General features: G+C 72.8%; 15 protein-coding genes and 2 tRNA genes. 5 read left to right on the top strand and 12 right to left on the bottom strand.

Going from position 1 to position 15,302, the window contains the following annotated elements; genetic code table 11:
* From AOK00_RS31550 to AOK00_RS31520, 7 genes are all read right to left on the bottom strand, one after another.
* On the bottom strand, positions 1-1,415 hold a 1,415-nt coding region (locus tag AOK00_RS31550; RefSeq protein ID WP_159041889.1), incomplete at its 3' end, for an ArnT family glycosyltransferase.
* Positions 1,412-2,695: a bifunctional glycosyltransferase family 2/GtrA family protein gene (locus tag AOK00_RS31545; protein WP_055603603.1), complete on the bottom strand. Its 1,284-nt coding sequence runs from the start codon at positions 2,693-2,695 to the stop codon at positions 1,412-1,414. The genes AOK00_RS31550 and AOK00_RS31545, both read right to left, overlap by 4 nt.
* A gap of 26 nt (positions 2,696-2,721) precedes the next feature.
* On the bottom strand, positions 2,722-4,290 hold the full coding sequence (locus tag AOK00_RS31540; RefSeq protein ID WP_055603602.1) for a sensor histidine kinase: 1,569 nt from the start codon (positions 4,288-4,290) through the stop codon (positions 2,722-2,724).
* Between the two features lie 6 nt (positions 4,291-4,296).
* Positions 4,297-5,040, bottom strand: a complete 744-nt coding sequence (locus tag AOK00_RS31535) for a response regulator transcription factor (RefSeq protein WP_055603607.1) — start codon at positions 5,038-5,040, stop codon at positions 4,297-4,299.
* A 79-nt stretch (positions 5,041-5,119) separates the two neighbouring features.
* Positions 5,120-6,010, bottom strand: coding sequence for an amidohydrolase family protein (locus tag AOK00_RS31530; RefSeq protein WP_055603606.1), 891 nt, complete (start codon positions 6,008-6,010; stop codon positions 5,120-5,122).
* Positions 6,011-6,038: 28 nt separating this feature from the next.
* Positions 6,039-6,374 carry an antibiotic biosynthesis monooxygenase family protein gene (locus tag AOK00_RS31525; RefSeq protein ID WP_055603601.1) on the bottom strand — a complete coding sequence of 112 codons (336 nt, stop codon included), beginning with the start codon at positions 6,372-6,374 and terminating at the stop codon, positions 6,039-6,041.
* An 85-nt stretch (positions 6,375-6,459) separates the two neighbouring features.
* A complete protein-coding gene (locus tag AOK00_RS31520) occupies positions 6,460-7,329 on the bottom strand; it encodes a DUF2797 domain-containing protein (RefSeq protein ID WP_055603600.1) in 870 nt (289 codons plus the stop codon).
* Positions 7,330-7,354: 25 nt separating this feature from the next.
* Between AOK00_RS31520 and AOK00_RS31515 the strand changes: the two genes are divergently transcribed.
* Complete coding sequence (locus AOK00_RS31515; RefSeq protein WP_055603599.1) at positions 7,355-7,750, top strand: hypothetical protein; 396 nt, start codon at positions 7,355-7,357, stop codon at positions 7,748-7,750.
* Here AOK00_RS31515 and AOK00_RS31510 read toward each other — a convergent pair.
* Both AOK00_RS31510 and AOK00_RS31505 read right to left on the bottom strand, forming a co-directional pair.
* Positions 7,735-8,559, bottom strand: a complete 825-nt coding sequence (locus tag AOK00_RS31510) for a BRO family protein (protein WP_055603598.1) — start codon at positions 8,557-8,559, stop codon at positions 7,735-7,737. The genes AOK00_RS31515 and AOK00_RS31510 overlap by 16 nt on opposite strands.
* 153 nt (positions 8,560-8,712) lie before the next feature.
* Entirely contained in the window at positions 8,713-9,078 is a 366-nt protein-coding gene (locus AOK00_RS31505; RefSeq protein ID WP_030318096.1) for a PH domain-containing protein, read from the bottom strand.
* Positions 9,079-9,301: 223 nt separating this feature from the next.
* Here AOK00_RS31505 and AOK00_RS31500 point away from each other — a divergent pair, with 223 nt between their 5' ends.
* Together AOK00_RS31500 and AOK00_RS31495 are read left to right on the top strand one after the other, a co-directional pair.
* The gene (locus AOK00_RS31500; protein WP_159041888.1) at positions 9,302-10,195 is read left to right on the top strand and encodes a hypothetical protein; all 894 of its coding nucleotides are present in this window, start codon (positions 9,302-9,304) and stop codon (positions 10,193-10,195) included.
* A gap of 14 nt (positions 10,196-10,209) precedes the next feature.
* Positions 10,210-10,491 carry a hypothetical protein gene (locus AOK00_RS31495; protein WP_254047581.1) on the top strand — a complete coding sequence of 94 codons (282 nt, stop codon included), beginning with the start codon at positions 10,210-10,212 and terminating at the stop codon, positions 10,489-10,491.
* A gap of 50 nt (positions 10,492-10,541) precedes the next feature.
* On the opposite strand, the gene AOK00_RS31490 is transcribed toward AOK00_RS31495, so the two are convergent.
* The 3 genes from AOK00_RS31490 to AOK00_RS31480 form a co-directional block, all read right to left on the bottom strand.
* Positions 10,542-11,063 (bottom strand): signal protein, encoded by a 522-nt coding sequence (locus AOK00_RS31490; RefSeq protein WP_254047580.1) that lies wholly within the window; start codon positions 11,061-11,063, stop codon positions 10,542-10,544.
* 343 nt (positions 11,064-11,406) lie between these two features.
* A tRNA-Arg gene (locus AOK00_RS31485) sits at positions 11,407-11,479 on the bottom strand.
* A gap of 232 nt (positions 11,480-11,711) precedes the next feature.
* Positions 11,712-11,802 (bottom strand) — tRNA-Ser (locus AOK00_RS31480).
* Between the two features lie 246 nt (positions 11,803-12,048).
* On the opposite strand from AOK00_RS31480, the gene AOK00_RS31475 reads away from it, so the two are divergent.
* Both AOK00_RS31475 and AOK00_RS31470 read left to right on the top strand, forming a co-directional pair.
* Complete coding sequence (locus AOK00_RS31475) at positions 12,049-12,531, top strand: SSI family serine proteinase inhibitor (protein ID WP_437441458.1); 483 nt, start codon at positions 12,049-12,051, stop codon at positions 12,529-12,531.
* A 167-nt stretch (positions 12,532-12,698) separates the two neighbouring features.
* Positions 12,699-15,302: PAS domain-containing protein (locus tag AOK00_RS31470; protein WP_159041887.1), on the top strand; the 2,604-nt coding region annotated here is incomplete at its 3' end.

Raw genomic sequence — 15,302 nt, 5'->3', positions numbered from 1 at the left:
GCGACCCCGAGGCCGAGCCGCCGGTCCACCCGGCCCGCGAACAGCAGCCCCAACGCGGCCACCGCCCCCGCGACCAGGACCGTCCAGCGCAGCCACGGCAGCCAGTCCGGCGTCCGCCCGAGCAGGGTCCAGCCCCACCAGGCGGTCACCGCCACCGTCGCGGCGAGGGCCGCCGAGGCGGGCAGCCGGGTGCGCTCCTCCCAGAGCACGGCCGCGCCCATGCCGACGAGCGCCGCGAGGTACGGGGCCAGGGCCACCGTGTAGTACTCGTGGAAGATGCCGGCCATGAAGCTGAACACGGCCGGCGTGATCAGCAGCGCCCCGCCCCACACCAGGAACGCCGAGCGTGCCGTGTCCGTCCTGGGCGCCCGCCGGGTGACGACGAGCCCCGCGACGAGCAGGATCAGCGCGGCCGGCAGCAGCCAGGAGATCTGGCCGCCGACGGAGTCGTTGAACATCCGGAGGACACCGGTCTCACCCCAACGGCCGCCTCCCGTGCCACCGCCCCCTCCCCCGCCGCCGACGCTGCCGGTCTCGTTGCCGTTGATGCGGCCGAGGCCGTTGTAGCCGAAGGTCAGCTCCAGGAAGCTGTTGTTCTGCGAGCCTCCGACGTACGGCCGGGAGGACGCCGGCCACAGCTCGACCAGGGCCACCCACCAGCCCGCCGACACCAGCATCGCGAGCCCCGCGAGGGCGAGACGGCCGATCCGGCGCCCGATCCCGCCCGGCGCGCACACCCCGTGGACGAGCGCGAGCGGCGGCAGGATCAGGAAGGCCTGGAGGGTCTTCGCGAGGAACGCGAACCCGAACGCCACCCCGGCCCACACGAGCCACCTCGCCGCACCCCGTTCCTGTTCGAGGGAACGCAGCACGCAGTACACGGCCACCGTCATGAGCAGGGCGAGCAGCGCGTCCGGGTTGTTGAAGCGGAACATCAGTGCCGCCACGGGTGTGAGCGCCAGGACGACACCCGCGATCAGGCCGGCGCCCGCGCCGAACCGGCGCCGTACGGCCGCGTAGAGCACGGCGACGGTCGCCACGCCCATGAGGACCTCGGGCACGAGGATCTGCCAGGAGCCGAGGCCGAAGAGGCGGACGGAGAGGGCCATCGGCCAGAGGGCGGCCGGCGGCTTGTCGACGGTGATGGCGTTGGCCGCGTCGAGCGAACCGAAGAAGAAGGCCTTCCAGCTCTCGCCGCCCGCCTGGACGGCGGCGGAGTAGAAGGAGTTGGCGTAGCCGGAGGCGCTCAGGTTCCACAGGTAGAGCGCGGCGGTGACGGCGAGCAGGCCGAGGAACGCGGGCCGGACCCAGCGGGCGTCCTCGGCGCGGCCGCGCCACAGCCGGGTGAGAGGGCCACCGAGGGACGGTACGGCATGGGCCGCGCCGGCCGGCGCGGCCGGGGAGGTCGAAGTCATCGGTCGTTCCTTGGGTCGTTCCGTGAGGTGGACCGCTCGGGGAAGACCCAGAGCCGGAAGAGGAGGAAGCGCAGGACGGTCGCGGCCAGATTGGCGACGATCAGGACGGCGAGTTCGGTGGAGTGCGCCGGATCACCGGTCGCCGCGCCGAGGGCGGCGAGCGAACCGCTGGTCAGGGCCAGGCCGATGGCGAAGACCACGAGCCCCTGCGCCTGGTGGCGGACGGCCCGGTCCCGGCCCCGTACCCCGAACGTGAGCCGCCGGTTGGCCGCCGTGTTGGCGACGGCGGAGACGAGGAGCGCGGCGGCGTTGGCGATCTGCGGGCCGACGCCGAGCCGGAAGAGCGAGTACAGGACGATGTAGAAGAGCGTCGACAGGGCCCCGACCACGCAGAAGCCGACCAGCTGCCGGGCGAGTCCGCCCGGCACACCGGTGAGTTCACGGTCCCGGGGGTCGTCCCCGAAGGGCCTGGCCAGCCTGTCGAGCGGCAGCGAACCCGTCGCGAGGGCGCGGCCCACCCGCCAGACGCCCTTCAGGTCGTCGGTGGCCGTGCTCACGATGTGCACGGTCGAGTCGGGGTCGTCGACCCAGTCGACGGGCACCTCGTGGATGCGCAGCCCGGCCCGCTCGGCGAGGACCAGCAGCTCGGTGTCGAAGAACCAGCCGGTGTCCTCCACCATCGGAAGCAGCCGCTCGGCGACATCGCGCCGGATCGCCTTGAACCCGCACTGCGCGTCGGAGAACCGGGCGGCGAGCGAGCCGCGCAGGATCAGGTTGTACGCGCGTGAGATGAACTCCCGCTTCGGACCGCGCACCACGCGCGAGGAGCGGGCGAGCCGGGAGCCGATCGCCAGGTCGGAGTGGCCTGAGATGAGCGGCGCGACCAGCGGGAGCAGGGCGTTCAGATCGGTGGACAGGTCCACGTCCATATAGGCGAGGACGGGCGCGTCCGAGCCCGACCACACCGTCCGCAGCGCCCGGCCGCGCCCCTTCTGCTCCAGCCGTACCGAGCGCACCTCGGGCACCTCGGCGGCGAGGCCGGCGGCGACCTCGGGGGTGGTGTCGGTGGAGGCGTTGTCGGCGACGGTGATGCGGAAGCCGTACGGGAAGGTCCGGAGGAGGTGTTCGTGGAGCCGGCGGACACACGGCTCCAGGTCCTTCTCCTCGTTGTAGACGGGAATCACCACGTCCAGGACGGGCCGTCCCGCGATGTTCACCGGCAGGTGTTCCCGGGCGGGGAGGGCCCCGGAATCGGGCCCCGCGATCGTTGGGGTTCGCATGCCACCGACACTCGCCGGGGCCGCTGTCACGGCTGTGTGATGAGCCTGTGGCCTGCCTGTGAGTGGGCTTCCGCCGGGGACGCGGCGGGCAGCCGGACGGTGAAGACGGTCCGGCCCGGGGCGCTCTCGACGCCCACGTCGCCCCCGTGCGCGCACACGACGGCCCGGACGATGGCGAGCCCGAGTCCGGTGGATCCGGCGTTGCGGGAGCGGGAGGCGTCGCCGCGCGCGAACCGCTCGAAGACGGCGGGCAGGAGCGCGGCCGGGATGCCGGGCCCGTCGTCCTCGATCCGGACGACCACCGCGCCGGGCTCCGTACGGACCCGCGCGGTGACCTCGGTCCCGGGCGGGGTGTGCGTACGGGCGTTGGCGAGGAGGTTGACGAGGACCTGCTGGAGCCGGGCGCCGTCCGCCCGTACGGGACCGCCGCCGTCCTCGGGCAGTTCGAGGCACCAGCGGTGGTCGGGCCCGGCGGCGCGGGCGTCGCTCACGGCGTCCACGACCAGCGGGACGAGATCGGTGGGCTCGTACGAGAGGGGGCGTCCGGCGTCGAGCCGGGCGAGCAGCAGCAGGTCCTCCACGAGGCCCGTCATACGGGTCGCCTCGGACTCGATGCGGCCGAGGGCGTGCCGGGTGTCGGGCCCGCACTCCTCACGGCCGCGCCGGGTCAGCTCCGCGTATCCCCGGATCGAGGCGAGCGGTGTGCGGAGCTCGTGGCTGGCGTCGGCGACGAACTGCCGGACGCGGGTCTCGCTCTGCTGGCGGGCGTCGAGCGCCGAGTGGACGTGGTCGAGCATCCGGTTGAGGGCGGCGCCGACCTGGCCCACCTCGGTACGCGGATCGGCCTCCGCGCCGGGGACCCGCTGGTGGAGCGCCACCTCTCCGCTGTGCAGGGGGAGCTGGGCGACCTGGCCGGCGGTCGCGGCGACCCGGCGCAGCGGCCGCAGGGCGACTCGGACGAGCACGGTGCCGGCGAGCGAGGCGGCGAAGAGCCCGGCGCCGGTGACGCTCAGCTCGACGAGGATCAGGGTGGAGAGGGCCTTGTCGACGGAGGCCAGCGGGATGCCGGTGAGGAAGGTGCCGTTGCTCCCGGAGGCGTACTCGATCCGGTACGAACCGAGGCCACCGGGCAGTTCGACGGTGTGCGGGTCACCGTCGCGCGGGACGGCCTCCAGGGCGGCCCGCTGGGCCTCGTCGAGCGTCTTGATCCGGAAGTCCCACCCGTACCCCCCACCGTCCTCGTCCTCCGCCGAGTACCCGGCCGAGGTCACCACGCCCTCCGTGAGTTCCGCGCCCAGGGTGCCGGTCGGAGTGCTGGGACCCACGACGAACCCGAGCGGGTCCTTCCCGCCCCGGTCCGGCGCGGGCCCGACGGCCATCCCGGGCGGCGGGCCGGCGGCCCGGTTCGAGACGGCCCGGACCTCCTTGTCCGCCTGGTCGTACAGATACGAGCGGAACGCGATCGTCGTGACCGTGCCGATGACGGCCGCGACGACCGCGATCAGCGCGACCGCCGAGACGACGAGACGGGTCCGCAGCGACCACGGCCCCCGTGCCCACGGAGGCCGTGGCCGCTGCCGTGCACCTCCGAACACGAGCCGCTACTCCCCCGGCTTGATGAGATAGCCGGCCCCGCGCCGGGTGTGGATCATCGGGGCGCGCCCCGCGTCGATCTTCCGGCGCAGGTAGGAGATGTAGAGCTCGACGACATTGGCCTGGCCGCCGAAGTCGTACGACCAGACCCGGTCGAGGATCTGCGCCTTGCTGAGCACCCGCCGCGGATTGCGCATCAGATAGCGCAGCAGCTCGAACTCGGTCGCCGTGAGATGGATGGAGACCCCGCCCCGGGTGACCTCGTGGCTGTCCTCGTCGAGGGTGAGGTCTCCGACGACGAGCAGTGACTCGCTGCGCGCGAGAGCCGCCCCCGACCTGCGGATGAGCCCGCGCAACCGGGCCACGACCTCCTCCAGGCTGAACGGCTTGGTGACGTAGTCGTCGCCGCCGGCCGTGAGTCCGGCGATCCGGTCCTCGACGGCGTCCTTCGCCGTCAGGAACAGCACCGGCACGTCGGGCAGTTCACGCCGGATCCGGCCGAGCAGACTCAGCCCGTCGACGTCGGGCAGCATGATGTCGAGGATGACGGCGTCGGGCCGGAACTCGCGTGCGGAACGCAGGGCGGCGGCCCCGTCCCCGGCACTGCGCACCTGCCAGCCCTCGTAACGCAGGGCCATGGAGAGCAGCTCGGCGAGCGAGGCCTCGTCGTCGACGACGAGAACACGGACGGCGGTTCCGTCGGCACGGAGCATGTCGGCGCGGGTGCCGGTACGGCGTGTGGTGACGGTCATGGAACCCACGCTGTCGGCCGCCGCTGAGAGGCCCCTTGCCCTTTCCTGTGAATTCCCTGAGAAAGGGGCGGCCCGGCCCTCAGGGTTTCACGTGAAACAACGCGGCGCCGTTCTCGTACAGGACCCCGCGGAGCCAGTCGTCCCCCAGCCCGAGGCGTTCGAGGGCGTGGAGCTGGTGGACGTACGGATACGGGATGTTCGGGAAGTCCGAGCCGAGGAGGATCCGGTCGCCGACGTCCACGAGCCGCTTGAGCTCCGCCCGGGGGAAGGGCGCGAGCCGCTCGCTGAAGTCGGTGAAGGCCATGGTGGTGTCGAGGTGGACGCCCTCGTACCGCTGGACGAGGTCGAGGAAGTCGCCGTACTCGGGCATCCCCATATGGGCGACGATCACGCGAAGCCCGGGGTGACGGGCGAGCAGCCGCCCCATGGGCCCGGGTCCGGTGAACCTGCCCGGGGTGGGCCCGGAGCCGCAGTGCACCACCACGGGGGTACCGGAGTCGGCGAGTGCTCCCCACGCCCCGTCCAGCCGCGGGTCGGTCGGGTCGAAGCCGCCGACCTGGAGGTGCACCTTGAAGATCCGGGCCCCCGCGTCGAGCGCCTCACGGACGTACCTGTCGACGCCCGGCTCGGGGAAGAAGGTCGCGGTGTGCAGACAGTCGGGGGTGCGGGAGGCGAAGTCGGCGGCCCAGGAGTTCAGCCAGGCGGCCATGCCGGGCTTGTGCGGATAGAGCATCGCGGTGAACGCGACCGCCCCGAAGCCCCGCAGGAGGGCGAGCCGGCGCTCCTCCTCCTCGCGGTAGGTGATGGGCCACTCCATGCCGGTCAGGGGGCCGACGGCGTCGAAGTAGGCCCAGACCTTGTCGAGGACGTTCTGCGGCATGAAGTGGGTGTGCACGTCGACGAGCCCGGGAATCCCGAGCCGCTCGACGAGCGCCCGAATGCCGTCGCTCTCGCGGGCCTCGCCGCTCAGATCACTCCCGCCGCTCGCGCCGTTCCCGCTACTCACGCTCAAAGCTGTAACTCCGCTCGACCTTGCCGATGTGGACGCTGTAGCTGTCGTACCAGTGCTCCCGCCCGTGCGCCTTGGCGGCCCGGTGCTCGGCGTGCACACGCCAGGCGTCGAGCGACTCCAGGTCACGGAAGTAGGCGACGGTGATGCCGATGCCGCCGGGAGTACGGGCGGACTCGTGGCCGAGGAAGCCGGGCATCTCCCTGGCGAGTTCGTCCATCCGGGCGGCCGTCTCGGCGTAGCCCTCGGGGGCGTCGGCCCGGATCGAAGTGAAGACAGCGGTGTAGTAGGGCGGTTCGATGTCCGCCACCAGCTTGGGGGTCATGTGATCACCCTCGCCGGGCCGGGGCGGGGATGTCCACGGCGCCCGGGCAAAGGGATCCAAGACTTTACCCAAGGCCCGCAGGCCCTCAGAAGAGCTCCCCCTGGCTGCTCGGGTCGACGGCGGACACCGCTTCCGACACCGGCACGGAGAAGGCGTCCCCGTCCCCGGCGCCCCGGAGCACCCACCCACCCATCAGCCGGGTGTCGAGGGCGAGACAGCGCCCGCCGGGGTCGAGCAGGTGCAGATCGGGCCCGGCCGCGGCGAGCAGCCGCCCGCTGACGACACCCCCGTCGACCAGCTCGGTGACCGTGCCCGCGAACGGCGGCAGCCCGTCGAGACCGAAGGCCGTGACGTGGTCGCGCACGGCGAACTCCAGCGGCTCCAGGGTCTCCGTCCAGCCCCCGACCTCCCGCGCCCGCATGTACAGCTCCCGGACCTCCAGAGCACGGTCCGGGGCAGGCGGCAGGGTGTGCCGGGCGGCGCGCTTCCGCTCGTACGCCACCCGGTCGGGAACCCCGAGCGCCTGCCGCAGCACCTCCTCGGTCCGCCGGGCGGCCATCAGCGGCCCCCGCCCGAGCCAGCTGAACGTGACGGCGCCCTGTTCGAGCAGCCTGGCCTCGCCCCGGGCCTCCGCGGTGATCCCGACCTTGGTCATCCCCGGCCCGAACCAGGCCAGGTACACCCGGTACGGCTGAGGATCGTCGAGGAAGGTGTCGGCGGCGACGGAATGGGCCCGGTCGAGCCGCGCGCACTCCGCGCACCGCCCTCCGGTGGCCCGGCCGGGCACGACGGCCTCCAGCGGGCAGGGATTCCCCCGGGCCCCCGGGCACCGCCGCTCCCCCACGGCCCGGAAGGCGAGCGCCTGCCCGTACGCGAGGGCGCTGACCCTCCCGCCCCGCCACCGCAGCCCGGGCACGCCTCCGCCCCAGGTGATCCCCCGACACCGCCACTCCACGCCCGCGCCTCCCTATGCTCCCCGGATGTCCAGTCTCCGCCACATCCGCTTCCAGTCCCCGGCCCCGGGACCTCGGGGCAACCACCCCGGGGTCTTCGGCCTGACCAACCTGCTGGCCCGAGAGGGCAGGCTGTCCCCCGAGAAGTGGGCGATCTGGCGCTCCTCGAACGACTGGTACGACGCCCACTTCCCCGACCCGGCCACCGTCGACCCGACGGTCTACGACCCCGAACTGAACCCGGGTGCGGCCGCCTGGTTCCGCCCGACGGCCACCGACGCACTGGCCCGGGTCGCCCCGTACCTGCGCATCCTGCGCGACCACGGGGTGCCCTGCGTCCGCCTGGAGTCGGCGGACCCCGGCCGGGTCGTCTACACGGACGCGTACCAGATCGTCGTCGTGCCGGCTCAGGGCAGGACGTAGAACCGCGCCCCGTCGGCGTCGGGCCCGCCGACCTCCCGCATGCACCCGCGCTCGATCAGGAGACGCACGCAGTCCCGGACGCGCTCGCCGGAGAGACCGGTGCGCCGGGTGACGTCCTGGGCCCGGTAGCGGACCCCACCGCGGACCAGGGCGGGGGCGAGGCAGCTCGCGACCGTGCGGACGTCCCCGGTGATGGCCCAGGACTCGACGAGCTGCTGCGGGGTGAGCGCGACGGCGGCGCCGGCGCGCTGGCGGGGCACGGAGAGCCGTTCAAGGGAGTCGGCGACCCTTGAGAGGCTCTGCCGGGTCTCGCGGAGCAGCTCCGCGTACTCGGTGTGCTCGGCGTACGCGACGGCCCGCTCGTCGAACTGCCCGTCGAGCCGTACGAGGACGTCGACGAGCTCCGGCGGCAGTACGAACCCGCTGTGCGCGGGGGAGGGTTCGAGCCCGTACCCCCCGTACCGCTGGACCGCCGCTATGACCTCGGCCGTCCACGCCCGGAACGGCCCGGCCTCCGGTCTCCGGCAGGCCCCGACGAGCTGGACGAGCCCCTGCAGGCTCACCATCCGCGTCGTCGCCCTGATCCCGCACCGGCCGGAGAACTCCTCGCCCCCGGCGAGCTCCCGTGCGGGCGCCAGGCACGTCCCGGGCAGCGCCACCGTCCGCAACGCCTCCCGGGTCCCTCCGTACCCCAGCCGCTTCGCCACGTCCACGACGGGGAACCAGTGGGTCCCGTCGTACGCGGTCAGCCTCCGCAGGGGCGCGCCGGTGGCGGCGTACACCAAGTCATCGATGTCGATCGCGTCCATCGATCATCACCTCCGCCTCGCAAGCTAGGACGAAGGCATATTCAACTGACATGCAAATAAGACAGGTTCACCCAAAAGGGGAGAGATTCCCGGGTATACCCCCGGAAATCCCTCCCCCACACCCAAGAAGGCGTCCGCCGCCGACGACAGGGCCTAGCGGGCGACGAACTGCGTGAGGATCGCCTGCACCTCGTAGATGTCGACACCCTTGGTGAAGGTCTTCTGGACCGGCAGCTGGCTGCCCGAGATCCAGATCTTCAGCTCGGCGTCCAGGTCGAAGGTGCCGGCGGTCTCGACCGCGAAGTGCGTGATGCTCTTGTACGGGATCGAGTGGTACTCGACCTTCTTGCCGGTGATGCCCTGCTTGTCGACCAGCACGAGCCGCCGGTCGGTGAAGAAGATGGTGTCGCGGATCAGCAGGTACGCGGCGTGCACCTGCTCCCCCTGCCCGAGCAGCCGCGCGTAGTCCTGCTGCGCCTGCGCCGGATCAATCGCGTGCGCGTTCCCGAAGAGCGCCATGCCCCAACCCCCACATTCGAAGAGAAAAGAACGATCATCCGACCCTAACCCTCACCCCCCTCGTCATCGAAAGGTTTGGAGCGGCTGCGGGGCGAGGTCCCCAGGCAGCCCGCGGTCTTCTGATGATCCGTAGGATCGGGCGCCACGACGGCGCGCGGCGAAGGGCTGCGCGCATCGGCGGCCCGGGAGCATCCGGAGACGTCCTGCCGACAGGGGGAAAGACATGACGGCGCCAGTGGCCGAAGACCGACAGGACCGGCGGACCGGTTCCGGACAGCGGCGGGAGCGCGGCGCCGGGTCGCGGGTCCTGCTGTTCGCGGTGACCGCACTCGTGGCCGGGGCCACGGGAGTGGCCGGCACCCTGCTCACCCAGAGGACCACCGCTCCGGACACATCCGCGGTCGACGCCCAGGCCGCCGGGATCGCCGAGGACCTGCGCGGAGATCTGAACGCGGGCTTCTACTCGGGGGGCCGGCCCTACGGAGGGCAGTTCACCGAGGGCACGCTCGTCGCCCAGGTCGAGACACACGGCGGAGTGCTGCTCAGCACCGACACGGAGCGGAACCAGGCCGCCGGCAAGGTCCACACGGCAGAGGTGATGCTGGGGTTGGTACCACCGGGCACGGAGACCGTCGCCGCGGACGCCTATCCGGTCCGCTGCTACCGCTACACCTTCGGCATCGGCACACACAGCGTGAAGCAGTCCGCCATGGCGTGTCCGGCCTCACGGACCGACGGCAAGCCCGGCAGCCTCGCGGCGCAGATGGGCGTGCTGCTCGCGCGGCAGCCCACCGGCGCGTTCGCCTACCGGCAGCTGGCGACCGCGGGATACCCGCACACCCCGCAGGGCGCCGTGGGCTTCCTGAAGGGCAGGCGTCTGGTGGGCGCCGGGGACACGGTGAGCGCGGTCTCCGGTACGGCCGGCGGCGGTGGCGTGTACGTCCTCGCCCTGCGCATCAACGGCTCCTGTCACTACCTGCGCATGGACCCCTCGCCCACCGCGTCACGCCTGATACCCCTGTGGGCCGCCCCGGCCGACGAACAGGAGGCCTGTGACGTCGAGCAGGCGGTGGAGGCCGCCGCCCTCTTCGGGGTCGACCCGGCGACGCAGGGGTGACCTTGGAACGGAACGTGCTGGAGAAGCTGTTGGCCGGTGGCGAGGAGGCGTCCGCGGCCGCCTTTGCCGCGCTCCGCAGCGGCGCCACCTACACCGCGTCGGACACGACGCATCCCTCGGAGCGGCATGCCGGGGTCTTCTCCCGCCGCCTTCAGCGCGCGCGAACGCGCGGAGTCGAACCTCTCGGGCTGGAACGAGCGGTGCAGCTCCCCCGCGAGCTCTACCTCACCGAAGACGGCAGCGCGCTGGTGGCCTGCTTCCGCGTACAGCGGTGGTGCGAGCCGTCACCGCTGTAGGACGAGAGACCCCGAGGCACATCCCGGGGTCCCCTCTGCACGCGGCTCGACTAGGCCGACGTGGCGGCGACGGTCAACACGTAGTCCACACCGGTCGAGAAGTCGCCCGACCGTCCACGGATCTTCAGGGAATGCTGCCCGGAAGCGAGGGGCGGCAGCTGCACCCACAGGCCGCACCCTGTCGCCGTGAAGCGCCCTTCCTCCCCGGTGAGCGGGTTGCCTTGAGCACCTTGCACCGTGATCGAGTCGCCCGCGTACGTCTCCGGCTCGACCACCTTGCCGTCGAGGAGCACGGTCCCCTGCGCGCCGCTCATGAAGGCCACGCAGTTCTGAGGGTCTCCGAAGGTGTTGACGACAGGCGCAGCGATCGGACGCCCGCCGGGAACCTCGCACGCGCGCTCGACCTGGCCGCCAAAGGTTCCGGCCAGGAACCACACGTCGTGCGGTTGATTGCGTCCGCACGCGCCCCCGTCCATGTCGGCGACAGGGTTGGTCGCTTCGGGCTCGGAGGCTGCCCATGTCCACCATCGGCCTTGCAGCTCCGCAGAGGGGAGGCGCACGTTCTCCCTCACCGGAGCCGTGCTCGCCGAAGCCGTACCCGGCTGAGCGGGGCCCACCGGAGCGGTGCTGGCCGACGCCACTCGCTTCGCACCCTCCGGGCCCGCGTCAGCCTGGGTCCCGCACCCCGCCAAGCCCGCCATCACGACAGCGGTCAGACCCGCCACCCCGGCTTCGAACCTCATACAGCCCCTCCCGATCGGACGCGTCGCCTTGCCCCCCACCCCGACGCGACATGAGCGGACACGCTACCCGCGAGGTAGGACCGGACTGCTTCTGGGGCGGTCGCTGTACTTCGCTGCTGTACGCCCCGAAAACGCAAGAGGCCCGGACTCTCGTCCGGGCCTCTTACCTGTGTGCACTCGGCAGGATTCGAACCTGCAACCTTCTGATCCGTAGTCAGATGCTCTATCCGTTAAGCTACGAGTGCTTGTTCTTTTGTCTTGCCTCCGCTCTCCGGTCTTTCGACCCGCTCGCGGCGACAGACAGAACATTACATGACTGCCGCCGCCATGTGAAATCCATTGGCCTCACCCCTTGTGACCTGCGGAAACGTCGCACGGGCTGCGCGTGCGGCCGGATGGCGGGGGTGGTCGGGGCGGCGCGCCGTGGGCCGGAAACGGCCGAAGCCCCGGCCTGTGGGGCCGGGGCTTCGGTAGGGGCGGAGGCGGAGGGATTTGAACCCTCGATGGGCTTTAAGACCCAAACCGCATTAGCAGTGCGGCGCCATAGACCGGACTAGGCGACGCCTCCATGCACCTCGCGCATACGCGGGTGGTGCGTGCAGATGATGACACAGGCGAACCGGCTGTCACCAATCGATTCTCACCGTACTAGCCCTCCGGGGTCCAGGGCAAAGCCCAGCGACCCCGACGTGGCGCCCTCCGAAGCCACCGGACTGCCCGGCAGCCGCCTCTCCGTCGTACCCACGCCCGCCCGGCGCACCCCGCTTGCGCAACGCCCCGGCGCCCGGAGCGTTAGACGGGGCGGGGGCACGTCGTGCGCCCACGCCCGTCGTACACCGCCGCTCCCCCGCTCCTGGAGATCCGCATGCTGCGCCGCCTCGTCCTCGCGTCCCTCGCCACCGCCGCCGCCGGCACCGCGGGGCTCGGTCCGCTCCCGCCGCTTCCCCTGCTCTCGCCGCCCGAGCACCTCACCGTGACCGTCTCCGAGAGCGGGCATCCGGACGCCGACGGCACTTTCGAGCTGAGGTGCGAGGACGGCGCGCGCGCCGGCGGAAACCACCCGGCGCGCGAGAACGCCTGCGAGCGCCTCGGGCAGCTCGCGAAGGAGGGCGGGAACCCGTTCGAACCCGTGCCCGCGGATCAGTTCTGCACGCAGGTGTACGGCGGCCCAGCCCTCGCCCACATCACCGGCACCTGGCAGGGCCGCACGGTCGACGCCCGTTTCTCCCGCGCCAACGGCTGTGAGATCGACCGCTGGGAGAATCTGGAGCCGGTCCTTCCTCTTGTCCGGGGATGAGACAGGATGGGACGGGATGACACCGGGGGAGACCGGGATGAGACCGGGGTCACCCCCGGAGGCTCCCTTAGACTCCCTTCCGTGACAGGGTGCGGCCCGAGGGGCAAGATGGGGTCGGCCGGCCGATAGGGCATGCACGTTGCAGTGCGTCAGGGAGGAACGTCGTCGTGAGCAGCAGGCCATCCCGGGGCGCTGCTCGCCTCGCAGCCATACTCGACGCCCTCCCCGACGGCCTCGTGCTCGTCAACTGCAACGGCACGGTCGTCAACGCCAACACCATCGCCCTCGGCATGTTCGAGACCCCGGGCACCGCACTCGTCGGACGCGGCCTGCTCGATCTCCTGCCCGGCTTCGACTCCCGGCTCATCCCCGGCTCCATGCGCCGCCCCGAGGGCACCGACGAGCGCGGCCGCACCAAGCCGACCCGGATGATCGCCCGCCGCACCGACGGCAGCGAGTTCGCCGTCGAGGTGACCAGCGCCAGCCTGGAGGACGGCCGCGAGGCCTACGACTCGTACGGCGGCTACACCGGCGACGAGCTGCTCATGCTGGTCGTCCGGGACCTCACCGGCACCCTCGACACCGAGGCCGAACTCGCCCGCTCGCAGCGGCAGACCGAGATGATCCTGCGCGCCGCGGCCGAGGGCGTCGTCGGCACGGACACCGACGGCCGCGTCGTCCTCGTCAACCCGGCCGCCGCCCAGATCCTCGGCTACCGCGCCGGGGAACTCGGCGGCCAGGAGCTGCACCCGCTGATCCTCGCCAAGCGCCCCGACGGCGAGCCCTTCCCGTACGAGGAATCGCCGCTCGCCGACACCCTCAAGTCCGGCCGCAAGCACCGCGTCCGCGGACAGGTCCTGTGGGCGAAGAAGGGCGACCGTGTGCCGGTCGACCTGACGACCGCCCCGGTCCGCGACGGCGACCAGCTCGTCGGCGCCGTCATGACCTTCACCGACCGCAGGCCGTACGAGCAGCTCGTCGAGGAACACGCCGCCGAGCTCAAGGAGCTCACCGAGCGGAACGCCGCCGAACTCGCCGACCGCGCCGAGCGGAACGCCGCCGACCGGGAGGCGCAGCAGGAGCGGTACGCCTCCCTCGCCGCCCGGCACGACCAGCTCACGGCCGTCCTCGCGGAGTCCCTGCGCGGCCCCCTCCAGGAGCTGCGCACCCAGCTGGGCGCCCTCGCCGCGGACGACGCCGGACAGCTCTGGCCCGAGGCCAACCAGGTCCTGCACCACCTCGCCGCCGGGTACGCCCGCATGACGGCGCTCGTCGACAACGTCCTGGGCTACCAGCGCCTGGACGCGGGCGAGGAAGCACTGGACAAGCGCGTCGCACTCCTCGACGGGGTCGTGACGGCGGGCATCGACGGGGCGGTCGACCTGATCGGGCCCGGCCGCGCCCAGTTCGCCGTGCACGCGCCGCCCATCGAGGCCGAGGTCGACGCGACCCGGCTCGCGACCGCGCTCGCGCACCTCGTCGCGGACGTCGCCGGCGTCGACGCGACCGGCAAGAACCGCGCCACCGCCCAGGGCTCCGGGCCTGCCGACTCCACGATCGTCGTCGCGGCCGCACAGCGCGGTGACGTCGTACGGATCGAGGTCCGCGGCCCGTACGCGGGCGGCGACCCGGTCCACGGGCCGGTCGTACGCGGCATCGTGGCGGCGCACGGCGGTGTCGTGCAGACCCACGAGGTGCCGGGGACGAGCGGCGGCGCGTACGTCCTCGAAGTCCCGCTCGGTACGGGGCGGGGCACGGTCCCCGCGACGGAGACGGGCCGTGAGGGGACGACGAGCGGAATGGGCGGCGCGCCCGCACTCGGACCGGCCGGCGGTCACGTCGGCGGTCCGGCAGGTGGACAGGTCGGCGGGTCGGCCGGTGGACAGCTCGGCAGGCCGGACAGTGGACCCGTCGGCGGACAGGTCGGTGGACCCGTCGGCGGACAGGTCGGTGGTGGCCGGGAGGCGCTCGCGCTGCCCGCGCAGGCTTCCGCGCCCGTCTCGGCTCCCTCCGGTTCCTCCGCTTCCCACGACCCTTCAGCTGCTTCCACTGCGGCCACTGCTTCCGCTTCCGCTCCTCTCGCGCTCTCCGCCGACCCGTCGGAGGCCCCCGGCGGGGGACGGCGGCGCGCCCGGCGCGCCTCCACGGACGCCTTCCTGGAGAGCTCGGTCGCCCCTGAGGGCGGTGCCGGGCCCAGTGGGCGTCGCCGTGCCCGTACGGGAACGGGAGAGGCCGCCGGCGGGCCCGCCGAACTGATCCCGGCCCAGCAGAACTCGGGCGTGGAACAGGCCGTTACGGCCACCGGTTCGCTCCAGGGCGCCCCCGGCGCCGCCGCCGTCGAGCCGACCGGTCGCCGCCGCGGCCGGCCCGCCGAGGGCTCCGTCGTGACAGCCGCCGAGGGCGCGCAGGGACGGGCCGCGCTCGGCGCCGCCGTGCCCCCGCAGGGTGTCCCCGTCGAGCCCTCGGGGGCTCCGTCGGCTCCCGCGCTCGCTCGCGCGCTGCCGGCCGTGGCCTCCGCCGAGGCCGTGCCCGAGGCACAGCCGAGCGGGCGCCGTCGGCGTGCGCTCGCCGCCGCGCAGGAGCGCGCTGCGGCGGCCGAGGCCGGGCCCAGGACGCCGTTCGCGCTCCCGCCCGCCGATGCCGACCGTCCCTCAGAGCCGGGTCCGGCGCCGTTCGCGGGACCGGGTGCCCCCGTTCCCGTCGCCGGACCGCTGCCGGTCTCCGACGAGGGGCGGCACGAAGCCGTACGGGGCGTCCCTGGGGCCGATCAC

It is taken from the genome of Streptomyces aureus, assembly GCF_001418135.1.
GTDB lineage: Bacteria > Actinomycetota > Actinomycetes > Streptomycetales > Streptomycetaceae > Streptomyces > Streptomyces aureus_A.
Note: the sequence above shows the minus strand (reverse complement) of the source record. Positions and strands in the feature narration are given on the sequence as shown.